Source organism: Streptomyces sp. NPDC005151 (genome assembly GCF_053599875.1).
This window is the reverse complement of sequence record NZ_JBSFYR010000214.1, coordinates 1-3639: the sequence shown is the minus strand read 5'-3', so window position 1 is coordinate 3639 and position 3639 is coordinate 1. Positions and strand designations below refer to the sequence as shown.

The window sequence follows — 3639 nt, the reverse complement described above, 5'->3', positions numbered from 1 at the left end:
AGCTTTCGCCTCCAGGTAGGTCAGGCGACCCAAGAACCTCCCTCCAAGTTCCTCCCGACTGCGTCGGGGATACAGCGAAGCGCCTCACGGCGCACTCCGTACGTGACAGTCTCCCGTCATACGGCTCTTATCGTCCTGGTCACCAGACCCGGGCGGGCTCTGTCATCCAGACCCAGTGCGCGAGGAGACGGGGATGTCGATCGACCCCGGCCCACCACGCATGGAAGGTCGCTGACCAGCTTCGCCGCAGCCTCCGGTATTTTCCGCGCAGCCACCGGACCACGTAGGCGTTGATCCGTTTCAGGAGGGGATAAAGGGCCGACCTGTTGAAGGCCCCGTAGTACTGCATCCATCCCCGCACGACCGGATTGATCCAGTCCGCGAGGTCTCGGGCCTCGCCCTGCACCCACCGGTGCAGGCGCCAGGAACGCACCACCTCGCCCATCCGCTTGAGGGCCTTGTCCGAAACCGCCGGAGAGAAACTCCGAAACAGCCCGTTCCGCCCGTCCACGGTGCGCTCGCGAAAGTCGTAGCCCAGAAACGTGAACCGCGTGTGCTCGAAGGAGCTCTTGCGGTTCGCGTCCCGGCAATAGACGATCTGCGTCTTGTCGGGGTGCAGTTGAAGACCGACCGAGTCCATGCGCGCCTCCAGCGCGGCCAGCACCGCACTCGCCTGGGCGAGACTACGGCAGTGGATGACCGCGTCATCGGCATAACGTTCGAATCGGGTGTCCGGGAAGTTCCGGTCCAGCCATACATCGAACGCGTAGTGCATGAACAGGTTCGCCAGGACGGGAGATACCGCCGACCCCTGTGGGGTTCCCATGACCCGCTCGATCAGCGTGCCGTCCGTACGTTGCAGCGGGGCAGCGAGCCACCGCTTGACATACAGCAGGACCCAGGGGAGCTCACAGACCGAGCCCACCGCCTTGAGGATCAAGTCCCACGGCACCGAGTCGAAGAACGCTTTGATGTCCAGATCGACCACCCAGTCGTACTTCCAGCACCGCTCCCGGCACGTCCCCACCGCGTCGATCGCGCCGCGCCCCGGGCGGTAGCCGTAGGAGTCCGGATGGAAGATCGGCTCGACCCTCTTCTCCAGCACCATCGCCACCACCGTCTGCGCGACCCGGTCGCCCACCGTCGGCACCCCGAGGACCCTGATGCCGCCCTGCGGCTTCGGGATCTCCACCATGCGCACCGGCGGCGGGAAGTAGCAGCCCGAGGACATCCGGTTCCAGATCTTGTACAGGTTTCCCCGCAGATCCCCTTCGAACTCCTCGATGGCCACCGCGTCCACGCCCGGCGCGCCCTTGTTCGCCCTGACCTTCTCCCAAGCCTCCATCACCAGCCGCTTCGGGATACCGAACGACTTGACCGGCACTTTCAACTCATCCACGCCAATTCCTCCCGGAGCACTTCCGGTTGATCGAATGAACAAGCCACGAACGACCCGGCCCCTTCGCTCCGCCCCCATTACAGGGACTTCACCGCTACTACGAACCGGTCCGCCGGCGCACGACCGGCATGGCCGCGCGCCTTCTCCTGTTCCGCACAGATCCCGCAGACCGGGCTCGCGCCACCTTCACGCCGGACACCGCCTGGCCAGGAAGCGGACGCCCGCCAGGCTCATCCCGGGGAGCCTTCAAGCCCCGGTTTCGATGTCGTCCAAGCATTTCGACGCATCAGCAGTGGTTCACTCGCGTTCGCCTTCCCGATCCCCACCTGACGCCCTTCCAAGGACGCCTTTTCCTCCGACGCTCACCACGACGGTCTTCAGCCAACGCAGCAGGAGGCGGTTTGGAGCCTCCCTCCGCAGGGGCGACTCCGAGGGGCCAAACCCTCATCATCTGTGCAGCATCATCCAGTTGCTACCGGCCTACACCGGCAGCCCCTCTCCGTTCAGGACGCACGAAGGCCGCGGCTTTTTTCAAGATCTCGATCGTCTGCTGCTGTTCCCGGTTCTCCCTGCGCAGCCGCTGGAGCTCGTCCTTCTCCGCCGTGGTCAGCGCACCGGGCGCACCCTCGCCGCGGTCGGCCTTCGCCTGCTTCACCCAGCCGCGAAGCCCCTCCGGACTCACACCGAGTTCCCGGGCGACCTCGGTGACATTCCGCCCTGACGACCGGACCAGTGCCACCGCGTCCCGCTTGAACTCCGACGTGTACCGCTTGCTCATGTTGCTCTTACCACTCAACCTGGACTGCTTCCTCCGGGACCGATCCGTCCCAGTATCAGGCTGTCCACTTCAGAGGGGGAACTTCAATCACCCTCCTCCCCCCGACCGAGACCACCGACCCGACAGCCACGGCGCTGGTGGTCGGCGACGCGCTGCTACGCAACGCGCTGGTCCCCCTCTTCGAAGCGGTCTGGGACCGTGCGAACCCGCTGGGGGACGCCGACGCCCCGCTGCCCGACACCCAGAAGGAGCTCCTCGGGCTGCTCGCCTCAGGACTCAAGGACGAGGCAATAGCCCGCCGCATGGGCGTGCACGTCCACACCGCACGGCGCCGCATCTCCCAGCTCCTGGACTCCCTGAACGCGGAGACCCGCTTCCAGGCCGGCGCGCAGGCTATTCTGCGGGGATGGCTCGACGCCTGAGCCTCGGCTGGTCAGGGCCGGGCCGGCCTGAAATGCACGCTAGCGGTAGTCGTCCGGGTGGCCCTGCATCCAGGTGTTGACGCGTCGCCGCCGCGTCCTGGGCGGTCACCCGCCGGGCGGCCTGAGCAGATCGAGCCCGGACGGCCATCCCTGGCCGGCGGTGGAGCGGTGGAGGGCGGGCAGGGACGCGGCCGAAAGGCCGCGCCACCCGAGGACCGCGCGAGCGGAAGCCCGCGCGTCCGCGCGGCACCGGACGCGCTAAGCCTTGATCCACCGATTTGGTGCCTGTGGATAATGCTTCCGAGAACGAGAAAGTGCCTTGCGACTTGCGATGATGGGAGTTCTTCACGCTTCCATCAGGCACGATCAGCAAGGCACCCGCGGACGGCGCGGTCTACCGCGTGGTGTGCGAGGGCGGGCGCGTCGGCGTCGTGTTCGTCCCGACCGGCGCCGGCCCCGCTGCGCCGACGATCGATCCCGAGCTGGTGGCGCGGCGTGCGGTCGATTCCATGAAGCTGGTGGGCCCGGCGGTGGCCAGTCCCCGCGCGGGCGGGCGGTACGTCGTGGGGATGCCGATGTGGATGTGGGTGGACCAGTCCCCGACGTCGTACGGGCCGAACACCGCGACAGCGACAGCGGGCGGCGTCACCGTCTCCGCCACGGCGAAGGTGGCATCGATCCGGTGGGTGATGGGCGACGGCGCCACGGTTACCTGCGCCGGTCCCGGCACCAAATACGACGCGACCCGGGGGAAGGCTGCTTCGCCGGACTGCGGTCACCTGTACGAGCAGGCATCGGCCGGGCAGACGGACGGCCGGTACCAGGGGACCTCTATTGCGACCTGGACCGTGGACTGGACGGCGACCGGCGTCGGAGACTCTGGGCAGTTCACCGAGACCCGGCAGACCGCATGGACCGCACAGGTCCAGGAGGTCCAGGTACTCAACTAGGCCGATCCTCCGCACATAGCTGAATCGGATGAACTGATGAGCTGGCCGGTACTTCGGTGGGTGTGGGTCGTTGTTCTGAACGTGTCGATA

Annotated in this window: 3 protein-coding genes and 1 pseudogene; 2 read left to right on the top strand and 2 right to left on the bottom strand. The window is 66.9% G+C overall.

Annotated elements, in window-relative coordinates; translation table 11 throughout:
• Positions 1–139 precede the first annotated feature (139 nt).
• Together ltrA and ACWD6R_RS40080 are read right to left on the bottom strand one after the other, a co-directional pair.
• A complete protein-coding gene (gene ltrA / locus ACWD6R_RS40085; protein ID WP_451823269.1) occupies positions 140–1399 on the bottom strand; it encodes a group II intron reverse transcriptase/maturase in 1260 nt (419 codons plus the stop codon).
• 472 nt (positions 1400–1871) lie between these two features.
• On the bottom strand, positions 1872–2177 hold the full coding sequence (locus tag ACWD6R_RS40080) for a transposase (protein WP_451823268.1): 306 nt from the start codon (positions 2175–2177) through the stop codon (positions 1872–1874).
• Between the two features lie 86 nt (positions 2178–2263).
• Here ACWD6R_RS40080 and ACWD6R_RS40075 point away from each other — a divergent pair.
• Together ACWD6R_RS40075 and ACWD6R_RS40070 are read left to right on the top strand one after the other, a co-directional pair.
• Positions 2264–2599: pseudogene (locus tag ACWD6R_RS40075) on the top strand (helix-turn-helix domain-containing protein); the annotation flags it as partial.
• A 401-nt stretch (positions 2600–3000) separates the two neighbouring features.
• Entirely contained in the window at positions 3001–3549 is a 549-nt protein-coding gene (locus ACWD6R_RS40070) for an ATP/GTP-binding protein (protein ID WP_451823267.1), read from the top strand.
• Positions 3550–3639 lie beyond the last annotated feature (90 nt).

Excerpts from the sequence above, each read along its gene's own strand:
- ACWD6R_RS40080 (WP_451823268.1), bottom strand. The coding sequence starts at position 2,177 with ATGAGCAAGCGGTACACGTCGGAGTTCAAGCGGGACGCGGTGGCACTG.